This window comes from Shewanella sp. FJAT-52076 (genome assembly GCF_019457455.1).
In the GTDB taxonomy this organism is placed as follows: Bacteria; Pseudomonadota; Gammaproteobacteria; order Enterobacterales; family Shewanellaceae; genus Shewanella; species Shewanella zhangzhouensis.
This window is the reverse complement of record NZ_CP080415.1, coordinates 3,724,082-3,743,839: the sequence shown is the minus strand read 5'-3', so window position 1 is coordinate 3,743,839 and position 19,758 is coordinate 3,724,082. Positions and strand designations below refer to the sequence as shown.

15 protein-coding genes are annotated in these 19,758 nt (G+C 56.2%); 7 read left to right on the top strand and 8 right to left on the bottom strand.

Translation table 11 applies throughout. The features are described 5' to 3' along the window. Positions 1-191: 191 nt before the first annotated feature. Together K0H79_RS16565 and K0H79_RS16560 are read right to left on the bottom strand one after the other, a co-directional pair. Positions 192-680: a cupin domain-containing protein gene (locus K0H79_RS16565; protein ID WP_220076541.1), complete on the bottom strand. Its 489-nt coding sequence runs from the start codon at positions 678-680 to the stop codon at positions 192-194. Between the two features lie 417 nt (positions 681-1,097). Next, a complete protein-coding gene (locus K0H79_RS16560; protein WP_220076540.1) occupies positions 1,098-1,673 on the bottom strand; it encodes a response regulator transcription factor in 576 nt (191 codons plus the stop codon). Positions 1,674-1,835: 162 nt separating this feature from the next. Here K0H79_RS16560 and K0H79_RS16555 point away from each other — a divergent pair, with 162 nt between their 5' ends. After that, the gene (locus tag K0H79_RS16555; protein WP_220076539.1) at positions 1,836-3,665 is read left to right on the top strand and encodes a PhnD/SsuA/transferrin family substrate-binding protein; all 1,830 of its coding nucleotides are present in this window, start codon (positions 1,836-1,838) and stop codon (positions 3,663-3,665) included. 127 nt (positions 3,666-3,792) lie between these two features. Here the strand turns inward: K0H79_RS16555 and K0H79_RS16550 are convergent, their stop codons facing one another. The 4 genes from K0H79_RS16550 to K0H79_RS16535 all read right to left on the bottom strand — a co-directional run bounded on the left by K0H79_RS16550 (position 3,793) and on the right by K0H79_RS16535 (position 8,921). After that, positions 3,793-4,914 (bottom strand): putative sulfate/molybdate transporter, encoded by a 1,122-nt coding sequence (locus K0H79_RS16550; RefSeq protein ID WP_220076538.1) that lies wholly within the window; start codon positions 4,912-4,914, stop codon positions 3,793-3,795. A 344-nt stretch (positions 4,915-5,258) separates the two neighbouring features. Next, entirely contained in the window at positions 5,259-6,674 is a 1,416-nt protein-coding gene (locus K0H79_RS16545; protein WP_408733356.1) for a tetrathionate reductase family octaheme c-type cytochrome, read from the bottom strand. Between the two features lie 40 nt (positions 6,675-6,714). Next, on the bottom strand, positions 6,715-8,454 hold the full coding sequence (locus K0H79_RS16540) for a DUF3373 domain-containing protein (RefSeq protein ID WP_220065761.1): 1,740 nt from the start codon (positions 8,452-8,454) through the stop codon (positions 6,715-6,717). A 137-nt stretch (positions 8,455-8,591) separates the two neighbouring features. Continuing rightward, positions 8,592-8,921 carry a cytochrome c gene (locus tag K0H79_RS16535; protein ID WP_220067944.1) on the bottom strand — a complete coding sequence of 110 codons (330 nt, stop codon included), beginning with the start codon at positions 8,919-8,921 and terminating at the stop codon, positions 8,592-8,594. 623 nt (positions 8,922-9,544) lie between these two features. Between K0H79_RS16535 and phsA the strand changes: the two genes are divergently transcribed. The 4 genes from phsA (at position 9,545) to K0H79_RS16515 (ending at position 14,716) form a co-directional block, all read left to right on the top strand. Beyond that, positions 9,545-11,827: a thiosulfate reductase PhsA gene (gene phsA / locus K0H79_RS16530; RefSeq protein WP_220076537.1), complete on the top strand. Its 2,283-nt coding sequence runs from the start codon at positions 9,545-9,547 to the stop codon at positions 11,825-11,827. Between the two features lie 13 nt (positions 11,828-11,840). Further along, entirely contained in the window at positions 11,841-12,407 is a 567-nt protein-coding gene (locus K0H79_RS16525) for a 4Fe-4S dicluster domain-containing protein (protein ID WP_126169350.1), read from the top strand. A gap of 2 nt (positions 12,408-12,409) precedes the next feature. Continuing rightward, positions 12,410-13,384, top strand: coding sequence for an NrfD/PsrC family molybdoenzyme membrane anchor subunit (gene nrfD / locus K0H79_RS16520; RefSeq protein WP_220076536.1), 975 nt, complete (start codon positions 12,410-12,412; stop codon positions 13,382-13,384). A 138-nt stretch (positions 13,385-13,522) separates the two neighbouring features. After that, positions 13,523-14,716, top strand: coding sequence for a conjugal transfer protein TraF (locus tag K0H79_RS16515; RefSeq protein ID WP_220076535.1), 1,194 nt, complete (start codon positions 13,523-13,525; stop codon positions 14,714-14,716). 18 nt (positions 14,717-14,734) lie between these two features. On the opposite strand, the gene K0H79_RS16510 is transcribed toward K0H79_RS16515, so the two are convergent. Together K0H79_RS16510 and metJ are read right to left on the bottom strand one after the other, a co-directional pair. Further along, entirely contained in the window at positions 14,735-15,472 is a 738-nt protein-coding gene (locus tag K0H79_RS16510; protein ID WP_220076534.1) for a sulfite exporter TauE/SafE family protein, read from the bottom strand. A 64-nt stretch (positions 15,473-15,536) separates the two neighbouring features. Beyond that, positions 15,537-15,851, bottom strand: a complete 315-nt coding sequence (gene metJ, locus K0H79_RS16505; RefSeq protein WP_011761279.1) for a met regulon transcriptional regulator MetJ — start codon at positions 15,849-15,851, stop codon at positions 15,537-15,539. 214 nt (positions 15,852-16,065) lie between these two features. Here metJ and metB point away from each other — a divergent pair, with 214 nt between their 5' ends. Next, on the top strand, positions 16,066-17,226 hold the full coding sequence (gene metB, locus K0H79_RS16500; RefSeq protein ID WP_220065757.1) for a cystathionine gamma-synthase: 1,161 nt from the start codon (positions 16,066-16,068) through the stop codon (positions 17,224-17,226). A gap of 13 nt (positions 17,227-17,239) precedes the next feature. Continuing rightward, positions 17,240-19,633: a bifunctional aspartate kinase/homoserine dehydrogenase II gene (locus K0H79_RS16495; protein WP_220076533.1), complete on the top strand. Its 2,394-nt coding sequence runs from the start codon at positions 17,240-17,242 to the stop codon at positions 19,631-19,633. Positions 19,634-19,758 lie beyond the last annotated feature (125 nt).

The window sequence follows — 19,758 nt, the reverse complement described above, 5'->3', positions numbered from 1 at the left end:
CGCTGGAGCGTGTTCTTCAAAACCCGTTCCTGAGCGGGGTTTTGTCATCAGGCGTGCTGAATGCCCGCCAGAGATAAGGTGCTCTTTACTGATATCGCTGCGCAAGGCTATGGCGATTTTACTGCCGGGCCTGTGATACTGCTGAAGGCTGGCCGGTTTATCTCTGCGACATAGCAGAGGTCTGAAAGGCGTCATTCCCCGGCCTGTTCCCCTTCCCAGTAGTCCACCGCATCCTGCTTACGGCCTACGTGGCGCAGGGTTCGCGCCTCCTGTGGTCCGGTGAGCACCAGCAGCTTGTCTGAGTCCGGCTGTTCACATACCTCCACAGGATCCACAGTCGACAGGCACCGGTACCTGAGCTCTGTGCTGCCACTGTTGATTATCTGATGGGCGACCTCAGGGCCGCCCGGTGGACAGGCGATGATGTCCATTGGGCCTATGGGGTAACTTTGCTCGCCAAATCTCAGGGTGCCGGTGCCATCGAGCACTAAAAACATTTCCTCATTTACCCTGTGGTTGTGAAAAGGGCAGACCCGTTTGCCCGGCGGCACCACGGAGACACTGTAACCAAGGCGTTTGGCCCCGATAAGCTCGCTCACCACAAAATAGGTTTCGCCATAAATTCCCTGGCTGCTACTTTGGCCATTCTCAAGGTGATTAAGGTTGATAAAGGGTTTCATCGGCGCTGCCCCGGGTGGCTGAGTAGAGGCTTATTGTTACATGGCTGCTAAATTTGGCAATGATTGAAGAGAAATGAAAAACCAGCTCTGATCAATTAATAAACAAATAAAAAACCAATATTTAACATGTTGATTATATTGCACAAAGTGTGCGTTGAACCCTTGTTTTTACCGGTGGAAACTGCTGTAATTTGCAGCGCCCAACCGGGCATTGCGTTAAACCCCACAGGTGTATCATGCCAAAATCAACACAGCAAAAAAGCCATACCAGGCAAGCACGGCCTCAGTCTGCCGGTGCCGCTCGGGTAACGGGTCTATTGCTCCTGTTGTCTCTGTTCTCCACACAGGGCTAACGGGTCGTTCTGCCAGCCTACGTTGGCTGGCAGACACTGAACCTTTCATTTCATCAATCCAGACTCAGCGGCAGGCGAAACGCCCAAGCTCTGCCAGATTGTGTACCCCAAGCTTTTTCATCATGCTGGCTCTGTGTACTTCAATGGTTCTGAGCGACAGGTAAAGGGTTTCTGAAATTTGCTTGTTGGTGAGCCCATCGGTTAACAGCCGCAACACCTGGGCTTCCCGTTCACTGAGCCGGGCAAGCTTCACCCTCAGCCCTGCTACCTCGTAGCGCCGCTGGCTTTCGGCCTCAGCCTTATCGATGGCATCGCACAGGGGGGCGGCCTGAACCGGTTTTTGAAAGAAATCGCAGGCGCCTTCGCGAAACGCTGCCAATGCCATGGGCAGGTCGCCGTGGCCGGTAAGAAAGATAATCCCAAGGGGACTTTGCTGATCCACCAGCTCATGTTGCAGCGCCTCACCGCTGAGGCCGGGCATACGGCTGTCCAGAATCAGGCAGCCGGGCTGGGTAATGTCTGCCTGCGCCAAAAAAGCTTCGGCACTGGCAAAGCTGGTTAGCTGCCGACCGCACTGATCCAGCATATAGGTCAGCGAATCCCGAATGGCTTCATCATCGTCCACCAGATACAGGCGCATAGGCCACTCCCGCGTTTTTCTTCCAGCCTAAAAAAGTGTTGAGAAGGGCTCAAGTTTGCTTGCTCGCTTTTGGGGATGGATCACGCAGGGAGCGTATTTTTTGCGGGGGGATTCACGTTGGCGCCCGCCTGCCACAGGCACAATATGCGGTGGAGGTATGGGATGAAGTCGTTGTTGCTTTGCTTGTTATTGTGGCCCCTGTCGGTGCTGGCTACCGATGCCGAAATGGGGGATGACCCCATCGAAGCCGTGTTCCGGGTCGGTGTGCTTGCCAATCATGGGGTCGGCGAGGCGAAACAGCGCTGGCAACCCATGATGAACTATTTGTCGGACAGGGTGCCTGGCATTCGTTTTGAAGTCGAGCCGCTGGATTTCGATGCCATGCGCGAGTCGCTTTTGGACTTGCGCATCCAATTTATTGTGACCAATCCGGGCCAATATCTGAGCCTGTCCAACGAGATGCCACTCTCCTGGCTCGCCACCATGCGCAGCCGCAAACATAACGGTGCCACCTACGCCATCGGCTCCACCATCATAGTGCGCAGCGACAGTCCGGTGCAGGATATCGAACAGCTCGAAGGGGCGCGTATCGTGGCCTCCGATCCCCAGGCGCTCGGCGGCTATCAGGCTACCATTGGCCTGTTGAATCGCCGTGGTTTGGATGCAGGTAACTTCTTTGCCGATGTGCGTTTTCTGGGGTTTCCACTGGAGCCGCTGGTGTATCAGGTGCGCGATGGCATGGTGGATGGCGCTATTACACCATACTGCACTCTGGAAGAAATGGTGGACTCGGGCCTGGTGCGCCGGGAGGATTTTCGGGTGCTCAACAGCATGCGTCCGGAAGGTTACGACTGTGAAATCAGCACCAGTCTGTACCCCAACTGGTCCTTTGCCGCCTCCGATAAGGTACCCGCCCGCATCACCCAGATGGTCACCAAGGCGCTGTTTGAACTGCCCTCAGACTCGGAGGCCGCCATTCGGGCCCGTACTCTTGGCTGGACCGCCCCCATCAGTCAACTCACCGTTATTCGCCTCTATGAAGAGCTTCTGCTTCATGGCAACAGCACCCGACCCCTGGAGCTGGTGCGAGCCTGGCTTAAGGCCAATCTTGAATATGGCATCAGCCTGGTGCTGATTCTGTTTGCCGGTATGGTTTACCACCTGTGGCTCGAATATAAATTTCGCCAAAAGAGCGACAGCCTGATTGCGGCCGAGCGCACCTTAAGGGACAGGGAACTCATGTTGGAGCGGATGCAAAGTGCCGCCATTTTGGGTGAGATAGGCGCCGGTCTTGCCCATGAACTCAACCAGCCCATTGCTGCCATCACCCAATACAGCGAGGGTGGTTTGATGGCACTGAAGCAGGAAGGGCATGGCTGCGCAGAACAGCGTTTGCTCGCGGTGGAAGAGGTGCTGGGCAAAATCAATCGTCAGTCGATGCGCGCCGGTGCCGTGGTGCATCGCATCCGCAGCTTGCTGCGCCGCCGTCGAGCCAGCCCGGAAGCCGTACTGATGAGTTCCTTGATGAGTGAAGCCCTGGCCTTGTTTCAACGCCCCCTGGAGCAGCAGCGGGTGCAATTGACACTGCATCAAGAGGGGGAGGAACGGCCGCTGTTGGGGGATGCGGTAGGGCTGAGTCAGCTGCTGGTGAATCTGCTAAAAAATGCCCTGGATGCCATGGAGGCCAGGACTGAGGCAAGGCAAATCGATATCACGCTGGACTTTGAGGCCAGCAAGCCAGGCAGTACCGCAAGGGTACGCTGGCTGCGGCTGGAGCTTTTGGACAATGGCAGCGGTCTTAAGGCTGAGGCGGCGGAATTAATGCTCTCTTTCGCCACTACCAAGGATGAAGGTTTGGGCCTGGGGCTGGCCATCTGCCGTGATGTGGTCAATCAGCACGGTGGTGATATTCAGCTGCAAAATCGCCAGGTCGGCCGCGGTTGCCGGGTGACTGTGTGGTTGCCACTGCTGACAGAGGACGAATCCGCATAAGCTTTTTTATCAGCTGCTTAGGGAAGGCGCGAATAAGTCCCGTGCTTGCTCTGCGTGGGTTTACAGCGGATAGATGCAGGGCACAGCTCTTGCGAATGGCCTTGGTCCTTCGCAAGAGCTGTCTTCCTTAGTCAAGCTGACCCTGATTGAGCCACTGGCGGCGCCCCAGTTCCAGCAGCATGCCCACCGCTAACCCGGCGGCGGCATTGACCCCCAGACTGACGATGGCAGTAGCGCCTATCACGAACAGGCAATAGGGTTTGCCATCGAGAAAACGCTTTGACCAGGCCAGTTGCAGCCCGGCGGTGGAAAGCAGGCTTCCAAGAATGGCCATGGGGATAAGCCCCAATAGCCAGGCCACCTGCTCATTCCACCCGATAGCAATAGCCAGGCAAGTGACGCCGAAAATGAGTCCCGCCCACAGCGCCCTGGCACCAAAGTGATATTGCACCGCGAGACCTCCTGCGCCGTGGCACATGGCGGCTCCACCAAAAGGGCTTAACAGCAGATTGGCCAGCCCTGAGCTGGTGGCCAGCGCCTTGGGGCTGAAGCGCTTGGCATCCTCGGGAAACTTGTCTTTGGCCATCACAGAGGTGGCAATCACAGCATTGGTCAGGGTCAGCGCCAGCTGAGGCAACACGAGCAGGGTGGCGGCCGCACTCCAGTCGGAAGCATCGGGCCACCCCAGATGCCAGGGGGTGTTGTTAAAGCTTGGGCTCATTGCTGCGCCGCTTTGATACTGCCACAGCATGCCGAGCAGGATGATCAGCGGCATGGCGAGGTATTTAAGGGGAAAAAAACGGGACACAAAAATCAGCGCAAAGGCACCAAAGCCCAGCACAGGGGCGTCGGCCATCATCGTAAGGCCCATCCACAGCAACTGCAGCCCGATAGCGAGCTGAATACCGACGCTGATAGCCTGGGAGATTTGCCGTGCCAGCCAGCTGATGGCACCGGAGGCCGCCAGTACCAGGAGTATGACGCCCATCAGCATGGCGCTGGCCTGCATCATGCCCGGCGTGAGCTGCTGGGCGATGACGAGAGCCGCTATTACCTTCATGGGTTGCACCGGAATTGGGCGGCGATAAAACAGTGCCGTGGCACAGGCGAACAGGCCAAAGCCGAGGAAAATTCCCTGAGGCGAAAATTGGTTGAGCGCGATAAGGCCAAGAACCAGTGGCAGAAAAGTACCCAAATCGGCAAAAGCACCGGTAAATTCGGTGAGCCTGATTGGGGGGATTGGGCGCATGCAGGTTGCCTGAAGAGTGACTATTGCCCCTTATACAGCAAGGGTAATGCCAGCTTTATAAACCTTTATAGGTAGCCAGAGTCTCAAAAACTCCATGGATTCACCATGGTGGTGGACAACTTGACCCTAATTATCTTCAAGTCCCGGATTGTTGTGACTTTTTGAGGCTGTCCACTGGGGTGGCTTTGTCCCATAAAAAAACCGGTACTCAGAGAGAACCGGTTCAGGCAGGAGCGAATGCCTGGAATCTGTTGCAAAGATGCCGCCGATTATCCCCGGTGCAAGGGTGAAGCATGTGAGGGGCCGGATTACCCAGCCCCTTGAGGCGCCAGTGAGCGATTGCGTCACTTGCTCTTGGTGTGTCTTGGACCCTGTTTGTTTTTCATCGGGTCACCTTCGTACCCCAGGGCCTTCCAGTCGAGGCGGTCGCCGCCGTTGTGGCAGGCATTACACTTGAGAGCTTCCTCTTTCTTCGACACCATATGGTTGATTCGCCACCACATTTCAGTTGGCGCAAAACCATATTCACCGCTGTACGTTATCCCCTTGGCCTTCAGCGTCGGGTTGGCTTCCATCCCCAGTTTGGCCGCTTTATCCCAGTCGAACTCGGTCCAGTAGCCGCCGGCACCGTAGGTTTTGGCAGTGGCAAGAATATTGTGTTTCTTGTCATAGATTTGCTTACCTGTGTGCACCTTGAAGGGGTAGATTTTGGCGCCCGCATCCTGAATATCGCCCAGGGGATAGGAAAGGCGGGTCACTTCATCGGCCTTGATGGGGTCGCCTGCCATATAGGCACCGGCTTTGCCGTTGTACCAGGCATAGGCGGGCTTAACCATCTTGCCCCAGGTGAAGCTGCCTTTCTTCTTCTGGAAGGTCTTGCGGCCGTACTCGTCCAGGGTTTCTTCCCTGTCCTGGCCCGCCGTCGACCAGTCCCAGCTCATCTTGGTGGCTTCGTTACGGGCGAAGAAGGGGATGTGGCAGGTCTGGCAGGCCACGGTGGCTGTGTGTTCGTTGATTTTCTTGTTTTTGTGCGGCGCGCTTTCGTGGCAGTTTTCACAGCCAATATGGTCGATACCGCCGGGAGACACACCCATGGCATTGCCGCTGATGGCGTGGGACTCAGTGGTGTGGCATGCCTGACACTGGAAGTCGTTGCCATCTGCATCCATGTGCACATCGGTGGCCTTGTCGGGGTAGGCCATGGAAGAGTCCAGATCCCCGTGTTTCACCGCATCACCGCCGCCACCGTAGAAGTGACAGCTGCCGCAGTTGTCGCGTACCGGCTTGCCGACGTTTTTGGCCACTTTTTCCAAATCCACCTTGGCCAGTGGCTCACCTGCGCCTGCGGGATCTTTAATGTAGGTGCCCGTGGTGTCGTGACACACCAAACAGTCCACCTTGGCGGCATCGGAGAAATCAAAGCTGCTGTCCTTCCAGCCGTAACCCGCGTGGCAGCTGGTGCAACGTGGCTCGTTACCGGCGATGGAGGTACAGAAGTTATTGATGGCGTTCTTCTTGCCCCGATCCACTGTGCGGCCGGGCAGCTCCTGGGTCAGGCTCCAGCTCCAGTGGGAGGTTTTCATAAAATCGTGGGCCTCATCTTCATGGCACGCCAGACACTGCTGGGTGACCTCGGTGCCTGAGGCGAAGGGACCTTCGATGGCTTCCTTGTGGGGATTGTCGGCCATTGCCATGCCGCTGCCCAGCAGCATCATGCCGGACAGGGGGGCGAGGGCCCATTGGGAGAAAACTGTTCTCATGGTCAAACTCCTGCCCCGGCAGTGCCGGGGCCTGATGAGGTTAGAACTTCACGGTGAGTGAGGCGTTGAGGTCTACGGCGGTATCCACCACCGGCAGCAGGGACACGGCGCTGCCGGCCATTACGTCATCCACCTTCACAGGTGCGCCAACCGGGGTGCCAGAGCCTGTGTACTCGTAGTCGTAGTAAAGGCCCGCGAGCTTGATAAACATCCGGGGATTGACCTCGAACAGGTAGTAGGCTTCGACCACATGGCCACGGGTGGCGAGCTTGCTGCCGATGGGGTCGTCCTGGGCCTGGGTGAAGGGACTCCAGTATTTGGAACCGTAGTTATACTCAAGGCCAAACTTGCCGAAGGGGGCGGGCATTTGCATGCCGATATAAACGCCGTAGCCGTCGTGGGCGGCATCACTCTCGGCGGCCAGAGGCACCATCATCAGCTCGCTGCCATCGGCGCTGACCTTGCCGGTAAAGGTCGCGTCTGTGAGCAGACCACCAAACATGCCGGCATTGCCGTTTGACTCGGCGCGGGTCCAGCCGAGGGAGGCGAAGGCTTTAAAATCCTCATCGGATTCATACACGTAACCGAGGCCGCCCAGGAACATGTCACCAATCACGCCGCTGGGTTGTACCCGGGTAACAAAGTTGAAGCTGTCGAACTTTTGCATGTCCTGGTACATGGTGGGGGCGAAAATCGCCGCCAGTTCGTTGGGGAAGGCCATGGAGCCCTTGAAGCCATCGTTGATGTCCTTGGCGCCGAACAGGGTCAGCTGCACGAAGTGGTTACCATCGTTGATGACGTCAATGTTGAAGCCGCCGAGGTGGGTGTCTTCTGTGACCAGGTTGCCAAAGAGTTCACCGTTACCCCATTGGGATTCAAAGCCCTGACCGTAACAGAAGCGTACGACCTGGCCTTCGATACCGGTGATTTCACCCAGGTTATAACCCAGGGTGGCACCATCGAAGTTAAAGTGCACCAGATGGCCAGAAGGAGTGCCGCCGCGCTGTTCGTTTTCGCGGATATGTGAAGGAGGGCCATAGGTGGACGGGCGGCGACCGATGGACAGATAGAACTCGCTGCCACCGATGTTTTTCCAGTCGAAATACGCACGCTCTACTCGCAGCCAGTCGCCGCTGGTATTGCCGGAGTTTGTGCCGTCCATGGAGAAAGAACGCCAGGAATCAAATACCTGTACACCGGTAGAGTCGCCCCAGTTTTTGTACATGGACAGGCGGCCTGCAAAGTTCACGTTCTCCCACACATTGGCCTTGATATCGAGGCGCAGACGGGTGGTGTAAAAAAGGTCGTTGTCGATATCGTAGGTGTTTGTGCTGCCAAGGGCCCAGGGCATTACACCGGAGAGCTGTCCACCCATAAAGGCGGCGGCCATATCCGGATTGGCGGCCATCATCTTGCCAAGCGGAGAGGTCGGATCCATGGGATCGCCGTATTCACCGGTCATGGCGCGGCGGCCGAAGTCATCAAAGTTCATCTTGATGCCGGGGTTCCAGGTGACATCCCGGTAGTGCAGCGAGTGCACCTTGGTGCGAAAATCGCCGCTGAAAGTAATTCGGTCCAGCGCTGTGTGGCGCTCGGTTTTATTGACTCTGGTATCGAGGTCAGCCAGTTCTTCCGACAGCTCATCAATTTTTTGTTGCAGCCGCTCGATTTTTGCCTGATCGCTTGTTGCCGTGTTGTCTGCAGCCAGCGACTGAGGGGTAAACAGCAGGGGAGTGAATCCCAGTGCACTTGCCACTGCCAGAGAGATAAGGGTACGCATACTCACGCTCCTGACCGGTCACGCCGGTCGAATTTGGGTTGTAACAGGCCCTGGGGCTTGCCCCATGTGTCCCGCAACCCGGGAATATTTTTCTGGTGTTTGCCCGTTATAGGCGGGCGAGACTTAACCGCTCCGGGTTAACCGCAGGTCTGCGGTTGGTCCGAATCGGCTGCGTGGTCATAGAGAAACTGCTGTACGTCTTTCAGTTCCTGCTCAGACAGCTTTTGGAATACTTCGGGTTTGCCCTTGTGCATATCCTTTTCGAAGAATCTGTCCCATTGGGCCATGGTCTTGCTCATGGGGGTGAGTTCTCCGGCTGCGTCACCTTTGCTGTGGCAGGCTTTGCATTCTTTTTTGTACAGGTGTTTGCCTTTCTTGGGATTACCGCCATCGGCTGCCATAGCGCTGCTGCCGAGGATCAGGCCAAGGAGCAGTCCGAGGCCAATGGAGTGGGTGGTTTTCATCATCATCTTCCTTTCGCGGGTTGGCTGGTTTTCTTCCCTGAACGGGGAGCCGGGCTCCCTCATTTCCTGTTGGCTAAAATTTAACAAAGGACGATAAAGAGAAATTTGAAGTGGATCAGATTCATGAAATTTATCTAATTGATAAAAATTTCATTGAAAAAAATCTAATGAATGTTTGTTAGTGCTATGAAAAATAATACTTTTAAATTTTAGCTCTTACTAATCTTTGGCTAGAAACACTGGTTAAATGTGTGTGATCTATGTGACGTTTTTGAATATCCCCTTCCACTTAACTACCTCTTTAGGGGTGTCTTGGCGTCGAATTCACTGCTTTGATGATCCTCTTGGGTACTTTAGGTTGGGCTGTCAGGTTCAATGAGCCCACCTCAAACGAGAGTCAATCTATCCCGTTTTCTTTCAAACCCGATTTCACCAGGGTGTCTGTTGACAGCAGCCCGGACTTTTAGTGTTGCCTGCATCACAAAGGGGCGCGCTATGTGGTTTTCCACAATATCTCTGCCCATACGCCCTGCAGACAATGGCATTAGCCGGTGAATGCCTGTCATTCGCCACAGAAGAACGATAACGCTAATCCCATTCTGCCCTTTGGGCATTTGGAGGAAACCATGATAGAGCTCTGCAGGCGCGACTTTCTCAAAGGTGCCGGTGCGGCCGGGGCGGGGTGTGCCCTGGCTACGGCATTGCCGGGGACGCTGGCGGCCATGGGGGCACAGCCCCTCAGTGGCAGCGAAAAAGCCATTCCGAGTATTTGTGAAATGTGCTCCACCCGTTGCCCAATTTCGGCGCGGGTGCTGGATGGAAAGGCTGTGTATATCGAAGGCAACGCGGCAGCCAAATCCTTTGGCGGCAAGGTGTGTGCCCGCGGTGGTGCTGGCCATAGTTTGCTGTATGACCCACAACGGTTGGTAAAACCCCTGAAACGCGTCGGCGAGCGCGGTGAAGGTAAGTGGCAGGAGATTGAATGGAGCGAAGCCTACGGTATCCTCGCAAAGCGGCTTGAGCAAATTCGCCGCGAACACGGCGCCGAAGCCGTGGCCTTCTCGTCCAAATCAGGCTCGCTGTCGGGCCATCTGTTTCACTTCGCCAAGGCCTTTGGCAGCCCCAATACCTTTACCCACGCATCTACCTGCCCCGGCGCCTATGTGGTGGCCGCCAAAGCCATGTTCGGTGGCAAGGTGAAGCGGGATCTGGGTAATTCCAAATACATCATCAACTTCGGCCATAACCTTTACGAAGGCATCAATATGTCCGAGACCCGCGCCATGATGAAGGCGCAAACCGACAAGCGCGCCAAGCTGGTGGTGTTTGAGCCGCGCTTCTCCATCGTGGCCGACAAGGCCGATGAATGGTACGCCATTCGTCCCGGCTCTGATGTGGCGGTGGCGCTGGCGCTGTGCCATGTGCTGATTAGCGAAAACCTCTACGACAAGGCCTTTATCCAGCGCTACGTGGAAGGCTTCGAGGCCTTTGCCGCCGAAGTCAGCGCCTATACCCCCGAGTGGGCAGAAGCCATTTCCGATGTACCTGCCAAAGACATTCGCCGTATTGCCCGCGAATTTGCCAAGGCCGCGCCCCATGCGGTGGTGGACTTTGGCCACCGCGCCACCTTCACCCCGGAAGAGTTTGATATGCGCCGGGCCCTGTACGCGGCCAACGTGCTGATTGGCAACTTTGAGCGCAAGGGCGGTATCTACTTTGGCCAGAAGGCGGCCGGGTACAACAAGCTTGCCGGTGAAGCCGTAGCGCCAGTGCTGGGTAAACCCGGCGTGGCCGACATGCCCAAGCCAACGGCAAAGCGTATCGATCAGGTCGATGAGCAGTACGCCATGATGTGGAGCGAAGGCGGTATTTATCAGTCGGTTATCGATGCAACCCTGGAGGCCAAACCCTATCAGCTGCGTGGCTGGGTGATGTGCCGCACCAACCCGATGCAAACCATGACTGACCGCGCCAAGGTGGTTGAGTCGCTGAAAAAGCTCGATTTTGTGGCGGTGGTGGATGTGTATATCAGCGAAACCGCCGCCTGGGCCGATTTGATTTTGCCCGAGTCTACCTACCTTGAGCGTGACGAAGAGATCAGTGACAAGTCCGGCAAGAGCCCCGGCTACTATGTGCGTCAGCGGGTGGTGGACGTGATTGGCGACACCAAGCCGTCCTGGCAAATCTTCCGCGAGCTGGGTCTTGAGATGGGCATGGACAAGTACTACCCCTGGGAGACCATGGAAACCCTGCAACTGCTGCAGGCCAACAAGGATGTGGCGCTCTTGAATCACATCAAGGAAAAGGGCTTTGTCAGCTATGGCAAGCCGCTGATGCTGCGTGAAAAGTCCATGGTGCAGGACTTTGTGGCGGCCTATCCCGGTGCCCATACCGCGGATGAAGACGGCAGTTACGCCAGCCTGCTCAAGTTCAAAACCCCCAGCGGCAAGATTGAGCTGGTGAGTCCCAAGGTGGAAGCCATGGCCCCGGGCCGCGGCGGCATCAAATACCGGCCCGTGACCTTAAAACAGCCCAATGAGCTCTACTTCATTCAGGGCAAGGTGGCGGTGCACACCAATGGTGCTACCCACAATATCCCCATGTTGGCCAACCTGATGTCGGACAACGCCGTGTGGGTGCACCCCAGTACTGCCGAGGCGCTGGGCATCAAGGATGGTGATGCTATCCGGCTTAAATCCAGCGTGGGCGTGGAAGAGGGCAAGGCGCTGGTCACCAAGGGCATCCGCCCGGATACCGTGTTTGCTTACATGGGCTTTGGTTCGAAAAACCGTGAGCTGGTGCGCGCCAGCGGCAAGGGCATCCACTGTGGAAACCTGCTGCCCAATGTGACGGCGCCTATCTGCGGCATGAACGTGCACACCACGGGTGTGATCCTGGAAAAGGCATAAGGGGGCCCGGACTATGAGCAAAAGATACGTAATGGTGCACGACGAGAACAAGTGCATCGGCTGTCAGGCTTGCAGCGTGGCTTGCCGCAGCATCAATCAGGTACCCGATGGCGTTAGCCGCTTGCAGGTGCGGATCGAAGGCCCCTTTGGTGAGGCGCCCCATTTGCACTTCAAGTACAACCGGGTGTCGTGTCAGCAGTGTGAGGATGCGCCCTGCGTCAAGGTGTGCCCAACCGGCGCCGCCTATGTTGGTGACGATGGCATTGTGTCCATCAAGGCCGACAAGTGCGTGGGCTGCATGTACTGCGTGGCCGCCTGTCCCTACAAGGTGCGCTTTATGAACCCTGAAACCAGGGTCGCGGACAAGTGCAACTTCTGTAAGGAAACCCGTCTTGCCCGGGGTGAACAACCCGCCTGTGTCACAGTGTGCCCCACAGATGCACTCTGTTTCGGTGATGCAGCCGACCCTGCCAGCGAGGTGTCCAAACTGCTGGCCACCAAGGTGAGCTATCAGGACAAGACACATCTTGGCACCAAACCCAGGCTGTACCGTATTCCAGCCAAGCGTGGAGGTATCTGATTATGAACAATATCTGGGGTGATATGAGTCAGTACGACGGCATTACCTGGCATTGGGTGATTGCGGTGTACCTCTTTATGGCCGGTTTGTCGGCGGGCAGTTTGCTGATGGGGATTGGTCTGCGCTGGTATCGAGGCCAAATCCAGGGCAGCGGCCAGAGCCGTGGTGAAAGCGCCGTGCTCAAGGCCGCCGCCTTGATTGCGCCCATCGCCATATGCCTTGGGATGCTGTGTCTGGTGTTTGACCTGACCAAGCCGTTCCACTTCTGGCTGATCCTGATTAACTACAACTTAAGCTCGGTGATGTCGATTGGGGTGATAGCGCTTTTGGCTTACATTCCGCTGACCTTTGCCTATGCGCTGGTGGTGCTCAAAGATGAGCTGCCAAAGTGTGGCCTGGGCTTCCTCACCGGCCTTGCCGATAGCCTTGGTAAGCTTCGCGGCATGCTGGAAGGTGCGCTCTTTTTGCTGTCGCTGGTGGTGGGGGCCTATACCGGTTTCCTGATTTCTGCGATGAATGCCTATCCTATGCTCAATACCGCGGTGCTGCCTGCGCTGTTTTTGGTGTCTGGCTTATCGGCGGGAGCTGCGGCCAACAGTTTACTGGCAGTACTGATGTTTGGTGGCGATAAGCATGGCAGCCAGGCTTCGGGTGACCACTCTGGCGACCTTGAGCGGCAGCACGCCTTTGAACTTCCGGTGATGGGCATGGAAATGCTGTTCCTGTTTATGCTGTTTACTGCGCTGTATTTCAAAGGTGGCGCAGCGGCGGCGGCCCTGGCATCCCTCTCTGGCGGACTCTGGGCATCGGTGTTCTGGATTGGGGTAGTGGCTATCGGCTTTGGGGTGCCGCTGCTGATGCGCCTCAGCGGTAAACATGGTCGCAGCGCCATGGTAACTGCGGCCTGCGCCAGCCTGATTGGGGTGCTTGCACTGCGGCATTTCATCCTTTACGCCGGTCAATCTTATCTGTCTTGATTGCTCGAATCGATTAACCAAAAAAGCCCGCCAATGCGGGCTTTTTTTATGATGATATTTCAGCGCGTTGTTCCACGCTGAACTAAGCTTTTAAAAGATCGTTGCCGGGTCAAAAACAGAAAAATCAGGGAGAACAGGATGAAGATGAAACTCATCGCCGCCTCGTTGGGGATGATACTCTGTCCATACAGTTTTGCTGCCCAGGATGTATTTGAAGCCCGAAGTGACGCCCTGGGCGGCACGGGGGTGGCGTCGGCCAGTTTGGAGGCGGCCCCCTGGATGAACCCAGCACTCCTGTCTTTGCCCGGTTACACAGAAGGGGACTTTGGGCTGCTGATTCCTGTGCTTGGAGCCGAGGTCTCTGACCAGGACAATATGACCGATAAATTCGATACCCTCGAAGATAATTATGACGGCCTGGATGCGGCAATCGACGGAGGGGATGTGGATGCCATCGACAGCTTTCGCCAGGCCCTGCTGGGTGATTTACGGGGGCTGGATGGCAATACCGCTTATGCCTCTGCAGGCATAGGATTCAGTTTTGCCATGCCCACTAAGGGGATTAGTTGGGGTGTGTATTACCGCAGTTACCTCGATGGCATTGCCGTAGCGGACATCAGTGATGCCGACATCCAGCTTCTGGAAGCCCTGGACCCACAAGCGCCACCAGCGCTGGAGGATTTAACTTCTCAGGGACGGGTGATTGCCGGTGCCTCGTCTGAGCTGGCGCTTTCGGTCAGCTTGCCGTTATCCATCGTCAATATGCCCGTGACCGTGGGCCTGACCCCCAAACTGCAGCGGCTCGACAGTTTTAACTATGCCGTCAGTGCCAACAACTTCGATGCCGGTGATTTCGACAGCGACGACTATCGCAACGATGACACGGGCTTTAACCTGGATGCCGGTATTGCCTTGATGCCCATGGAAGGACTGACCCTGGGGCTGGTGGGCCGCAACCTGATTGAGCGTGAGCTGGATACCATAGAGTCTGAATGGGTTAGTGCAACTTTCCGGGTAGGCCCCATGGTCACCATTGGCGCCGCGTTTCAAAGCGGCAATTGGCAGCTGAGTTCAGATCTGGACTTGATGGACAACGAGAAATTTGTCGGTCTTGAGGGCACCAAATATTGGCGTTTGGGCGCTGAATGGCATGCACTGGACTGGTTGTCGCTGCGGGTGGGTTACCGTCAGGATCTCAATGATATGACGGCCGATCTCTATTCGTTCGGTACCGGCTTTCAGATAGGTTCAGGATTCAAGCTGGATCTGGCCGGTATGTGGGGAGATAAAGACACCCTGGGCGCTGTGCTGCAAAGCTCCTATCACTTTTAAAGCAGCACCGTCGCCGCATTAACTGGCCAGCAATACCACAAGTGACTTGGTCGCCAGCACCAGTGCACTGATTGAGCAAAGAACCAGGGTAGCGACTCTGGTTTTTTGTTTATCGATCCGCCCAAGGAGCCGACCCGCCACCCAGTAGCCGCAAAATACCGCGGGTAACAGTATGACTGACCATTGGAGCTGCGCCACAGTAACCAATCCGGCAAAGGCCAGGATACTCAAGGCTATCAATGAGCTGAAGATAAAAAATGCCGACAGGGCCGCGCGGAATTTATTGGGGTCTTTACCGGCCAGCAGAATCGCCATCGGTGGGCCGCCAATGGCGGCTATGGTGCCAAACACGCCGGACACAGTGCCGGCGATAAACAGGGTCAGGCGATTGATGGGAGCGCTGATTTTCATCAGACTCAGCATCACGGCCAGCGCCACAATCACGGCAATGGCGAGTCCCAGTATGGATTGTGGGGCCATCAGCAGCAGGCTGGCACCCAGAATGCCCCCAGGAATGCGTCCAAGCAGGGCATATTGCAGACCGGCAAACTCCAGAGCGCTGCGTTCCCTGAGCAAAGTGAGCAGGGCAATGGAGAAGCCCATCAGAATAACGGGCACGGGCACCAGCTCGGGTTCAACCAGATACAGCAGCGGGCTGGCAACCACGGCAAGACCAAAGCCAATCAGGCTTTGGATAAGGGCACCACTGAAGATAATCAGCAGGGCAAGGACCAGGGTGATGAGATCGGGAAACATCAAAAGCGACTCCAGAAACGACACAAGGACCCATTCGGGTCCTTGTGATATACAGCTGGGAGAGTTATTCCATGTCTTCCCATTCGATGCCCATCTCATCCATCAGTTTTTTCGCCTCTGATGGGATGGAGTCGGGTTTGTCCTTGGACAGATCATCGTCGTTTGGCAGTGGCTGGCCGGTGTAAGCATGCAAAAAAGCTTCACACAGCAGTTCACTGTTGGTGGCGTGACGAAGGTTGTTCACCTGGCGACGGGTACGTTCGTCAGTGAGGATCTTCAACACTTTTAAAGGAATAGACACGGTGATCTTTTTCACTTGCTCATTCTTTTTGCCGTGCTCAGCATAGGGGCTGATGTAATCGCCATTCCACTCAGTCATTGACTCACCTGTTTATTCCAAAATTCGCAGGAGATTTTAAACCCTTACAAACTACAGTCAAATTATTGCTGCGAAATCACCCTAAACATCAACAGATTTTCTTACGTTTAGACGTCTAAACGTCTTGATGCCTATTGACCTGTTGCCGGTGCTTAGGTAAATTTAGCCATCCAGACATCTTTATTTCCGTGCGGTAACCTCGGAGGAGTACAAAATGACACAGCGCAAAGCAGCCACCATAGCGGTGCGTCAGGGCATAGAGAGCGATACCCAGCACGGTGCCGTGGTTCCTCCCATCTATTTATCGACCAATTATTCCTTCGATGGCCACAAGAATCCGCGCAAATTCGACTACAGCCGCTCGGGTAATCCGACCCGCTGTATTCTGGGCGAGGCGTTGGCCGAGCTGGAACAGGGTGCGACTGGCGTTATAACGTGCACCGGCATGGCCGCCATTACCCTGGTGACCAGCCTGCTGGGGCCGGACGATCTCCTGGTCGTGCCCCACGATTGTTACGGTGGTAGCTATCGCCTCTTTACCAACCTCGCCAAAAAAGGGGCCTTTAAGCTGGCCGTGGTCGACCAGACCGACGATGCTGCGCTGGCGGCCGTGATTGCCCAAAAGCCGCGCATGGTATGGCTCGAAACCCCATCCAATCCGCTGCTGCGGGTGGTGGATATTCAGGCCATCAGTGCTGCCAGCCACAAAGTTGGTGCCCTGGTGGTGGTGGACAACACCTTCCTGTCGCCCATTTTGCAGCAGCCACTGCTTTTGGGCGCCGATATAGTGATTCACTCCACTACCAAGTACATCAATGGCCACAGCGATGTGGTGGGCGGCGCCGTGATTGCCAAAGATGCCGAACTGGGCGAGACCCTGCACTGGTGGTCCAACACCCTGGGCCTTACCGGCAGTGCCTTTGACAGTTATCTCACCCTGCGTGGTATCCGTACCCTGGGCGTACGGGTGCGCGAGCATCAATCCAATGCCCAGCGCATAGTGGAAGTACTGAAAAACAGCCCCCAGGTGAGCAAGGTGTATTACCCGGGCCTTGCGGACCACCCGGGCCATGAGATAGCCGCACGGCAACAAAAAGGCTTTGGCGCTATGCTGAGTTTTGAGCTGGTGGGGGGCGAAAAAGAAGTGGTGGCTTTCCTCGAAGCCTTACAGCACTTCAGTGTGGCCGAAAGCCTGGGCGGCGTTGAGTCGCTGGTTGCCGTGCCCGCTACTATGACCCACAGAGCCATGGTGCCGGAAGCCCGCGCCGAGGCCGGAATAAAAGACACCCTGCTGCGCCTGTCGGTGGGGATTGAAGATGCAGAAGATTTAGTGGCCGATATCCAAGCCGGCCTGGCTGCCGTAGCAGCCTGTTGAATAGGAGTCAGTGATGGCGCGTTGTCATTTGCATAAGTTTGGTGGCTCCAGTCTGGCCGATGCCGATTGTTACCGCCGCGTGGCCCATATCCTGTTGACCCAGGGCCACAGCGACGACCTGGTGGTGGTGTCCGCCGCCGGTAAAACCACCAACTTTTTGTATAAGCTGCTTTCGCTGCGTGATGCCAAAGCGCTGTGGCAGGAAGAATTGCAGGTGCTGATAAGCTATCAGCAAAACCTGATTGAACAGTTGCTGAGTGCCGAGCAGGCCCGCTATCTGCGAGAGCGTTTGTCCACCGATAAGGCGCAGCTGATCAGCCTCTTGTCACTGGAAACGCTCAACGACTATCAAACCAGCCATGTGGTGAGCTTTGGCGAGCGTTGGTCCGCCAGGCTGATGGCGGCGCTGTTGCGTGAATCCGGCGTAGCGGCAAGCCATGTGGATGCCTGCAGCATACTGGTGGCAGATGAAGGTGCCGTGCCCAATATTCGCGAGCAGGAGTCCCGCGAAAAAGTGGCCGCCATGCTGGCCGAACATGAAAACGAACGCATCGTAATCACTGGCTTTATCTGTGCCAACCCGGCCGGTGAAACCCTGCTGCTGGGCCGCAATGGGTCTGACTTTTCTGCGACCCTGATTGCCAGTCTGGCGGATATCGAACGGGTCACCATCTGGACCGATGTGGAAGGGGTGTTTAACGCCGACCCGAATAAGATAAACGATGCCAAGCTGCTCAAGAGCATGTCTCTTGCTGAGGCCGACCGCTTGGCGCGATTGGGTTCCCCCGTGCTGCACAGCCGCACACTGCAGCCCCTTTTTAACACCCAGGTGAGCATGGCGGTGCGCTCAAGCTATGCCCCCCATACCGACTTCACCCTGGTTGCTCCAACCAGCTCTCAGGCCAGTGCTCCCGTGGTGACTAACCTCTCTGAAGTGGCGCTCTTTAGCCTCACGACTCAGGTCGACGCCGATGCCCTGTTGGCAACTTTGTCTGCCTCTGGGTTAACACCGCTGGCAAGCTGGCAGGGTTCCCGTGGTGGCTTGGAGCTGGCATATACCCCGGAAAATCAAAAGCAGGTCAGCGCCTTTTTAAAGGCCAACTCTGAGGCATATGGTCTGGGCGATGTATCCATCAGCGACGATTTTGGTTTGGTGGCACTGGTGAGCGCTGATGCGGTGCTTTACCGCAAGAGTTTTGCCCGCCTGCTCAGCCGCGAGGCCAAGCCTTTGTATCATGACAGCCTGAGTCTGGTGACCCTGGTGCCCAAGGCCCAGGTAAACCTGCTCACGCAAAAGGTGCACCGCCGCTGCGCCGGGCCGCGCAAGCGCATCGGGGTAATCCTCCTTGGGGTGGGCAACATCGGCGAAGCCTGGGTCAGCCTGTTTCGCCGGGCGCAGAGCAGCCTGTGCCGTGAGCTGGAGGCGCGTATTGAGCTTGTGGGGCTGGTCAGTTCATCCCGCGCCTACATCAATAACGCAGGTGTGCACCTGGACAACTGGAAAACCGAGTTCGAGGAATACGCTACCGACTGGCAATACGGGCAGTTGTTCGATGCCTTATCGACCCTTAATTGCGATGAGTTGGTTGCGCTGGACATCAGCGCCAGTGCCAGCCTGACCTTGCAGTACCCGGAGTTCTTTGCCCGTGGTATTCATGTGGTCAGTGCCAACAAGCTGGCAGGCTCTGGTCCCTTACCCTTCTATCGCGATCTCAAGCAGCAGTTGGGTAACCGTCGTCTCTATTGGCGCTACAACGCCAGCTGCGGTGCCGGTTTGCCGGTGCAGCATGCGCTTAACGATTTACATAACAGTGGTGACAGCGTTGAGGCTGTGGGCGGGATTTTTTCCGGTACGCTCTGTTGGCTTTTCGAGCACTATGACGGTCAGCGTCCGTTTTCTGAATTGGTGATTGAGGCCCGTGGCCTTGGTATCACTGAACCGGATCCGCGGGACGATCTTTCCGGTCGCGATATGCAGCGCAAACTGCTAATCCTTGCGCGGGAAATCGGCCTGGATCTGGAGCTGGACGATATTCAGGTGGAGTCCCCTGTGCCGCAGCATCTGGCGGAGCTGCCGCTGGATGAGTTTCTTGCCCGCATTGATGAACTCGATACCCCAATGGCTGATGCCTTGGCAGCTGCCGCGGCCGAGGGCAAGGTGCTGCGCTATATCGCTGCACTGGACAGAGCCGGTGGTCAGTTAACGGCACGGGTAGGTTTGCAGTGGGTTGATAAGGCCCACCCTTATGCCAATCTCACCCCGGGTGACAACGTGTTTGTGATCCGCAGTACTTTCTATCAGGGTAATCCATTGATTATCAGGGGGCCTGGAGCCGGTCGTGAGGTAACAGCCGCGGCGGTTCAATCTGATCTGGTGCAGATCTGTCGGGATCTCTTGCAGGACTGATTTTATAACGTGTTGAATAACAGGGACTCTTTTGAGTCCCTGTGTTTTTTCCGCCTTCTGCTCGCAAAAAGGGCAAGATCGGGCCATTTTTTAACTTGACTTAGAGACGGGAATCTCTAGTATAT

What these genes read in the sequence shown, in the direction of transcription:
- K0H79_RS16565 (WP_220076541.1), bottom strand. Translation starts at nt 680, where the DNA reads ATGAAACCCTTTATCAACCTTAATCACCTTGAGAATGGCCAAAGTAGC.
- K0H79_RS16560 (WP_220076540.1), bottom strand. Translation starts at nt 1,673, where the DNA reads ATGCGCCTGTATCTGGTGGACGATGATGAAGCCATTCGGGATTCGCTG.
- K0H79_RS16555 (WP_220076539.1), top strand. Translation starts at nt 1,836, where the DNA reads ATGAAGTCGTTGTTGCTTTGCTTGTTATTGTGGCCCCTGTCGGTGCTG.
- K0H79_RS16550 (WP_220076538.1), bottom strand. Translation starts at nt 4,914, where the DNA reads ATGCGCCCAATCCCCCCAATCAGGCTCACCGAATTTACCGGTGCTTTT.
- K0H79_RS16545 (WP_408733356.1), bottom strand. Translation starts at nt 6,674, where the DNA reads ATGAGAACAGTTTTCTCCCAATGGGCCCTCGCCCCCCTGTCCGGCATG.
- K0H79_RS16540 (WP_220065761.1), bottom strand. Translation starts at nt 8,454, where the DNA reads ATGCGTACCCTTATCTCTCTGGCAGTGGCAAGTGCACTGGGATTCACT.
- K0H79_RS16535 (WP_220067944.1), bottom strand. Translation starts at nt 8,921, where the DNA reads ATGATGAAAACCACCCACTCCATTGGCCTCGGACTGCTCCTTGGCCTG.
- phsA (WP_220076537.1), top strand. Translation starts at nt 9,545, where the DNA reads ATGATAGAGCTCTGCAGGCGCGACTTTCTCAAAGGTGCCGGTGCGGCC.
- K0H79_RS16525 (WP_126169350.1), top strand. Translation starts at nt 11,841, where the DNA reads ATGAGCAAAAGATACGTAATGGTGCACGACGAGAACAAGTGCATCGGC.
- nrfD (WP_220076536.1), top strand. Translation starts at nt 12,410, where the DNA reads ATGAACAATATCTGGGGTGATATGAGTCAGTACGACGGCATTACCTGG.
- K0H79_RS16515 (WP_220076535.1), top strand. Translation starts at nt 13,523, where the DNA reads ATGAAGATGAAACTCATCGCCGCCTCGTTGGGGATGATACTCTGTCCA.
- K0H79_RS16510 (WP_220076534.1), bottom strand. Translation starts at nt 15,472, where the DNA reads ATGTTTCCCGATCTCATCACCCTGGTCCTTGCCCTGCTGATTATCTTC.
- metJ (WP_011761279.1), bottom strand. Translation starts at nt 15,851, where the DNA reads ATGACTGAGTGGAATGGCGATTACATCAGCCCCTATGCTGAGCACGGC.
- metB (WP_220065757.1), top strand. Translation starts at nt 16,066, where the DNA reads ATGACACAGCGCAAAGCAGCCACCATAGCGGTGCGTCAGGGCATAGAG.
- K0H79_RS16495 (WP_220076533.1), top strand. Translation starts at nt 17,240, where the DNA reads ATGGCGCGTTGTCATTTGCATAAGTTTGGTGGCTCCAGTCTGGCCGAT.